Source organism: Roseibium sp. SCP14, assembly GCF_040329475.1.
Lineage (GTDB): Bacteria > Pseudomonadota > Alphaproteobacteria > Rhizobiales > Stappiaceae > Roseibium.
Window position 1 is genome coordinate 1 of sequence record NZ_JBDZYH010000034.1, and the last position, 349, is coordinate 349.

The 349-nt window shown below is 64.5% G+C and carries 1 protein-coding gene; it reads left to right on the forward strand.

The window, feature by feature from the left end; all coding sequences use genetic code 11:
* On the forward strand, positions 1–349 hold a 349-nt coding region (locus tag ABLQ08_RS32485; RefSeq protein ID WP_352950921.1), incomplete at both ends, for a 3-keto-5-aminohexanoate cleavage protein.

Consider the following 349-nt stretch of genomic DNA (forward strand, 5'->3'; position numbering starts at 1 on the left):
CGGTCACCTGTGGTTCGCCAAGCAGCTGGTCAAGGAAGGCACGCTGGCCTCGCCGGCGCTGGTACAGCTGTGCATGGGCGTGCCCTGGGGCGCACCGAACGATCTGAACACCTTCATGGCCATGGTCAACGCCATTCCGGATGACTGGACCTGGTCCGCCTTCAGCCTTGGCCGCGATCAGATGCCCTATGCGGCCGCAGCGGTGCTGGCCGGCGGCAATGTGCGGGTTGGACTGGAGGACAACCTGTTTCTGGAAAAGGGTGTCCTGGCGACCAACGCCCAGCTGGTGGAAAAGGCGGTCAAGGTGATCGAGGGACTGGGCGCCCGGATCATCGGTCCGCAGGATGTG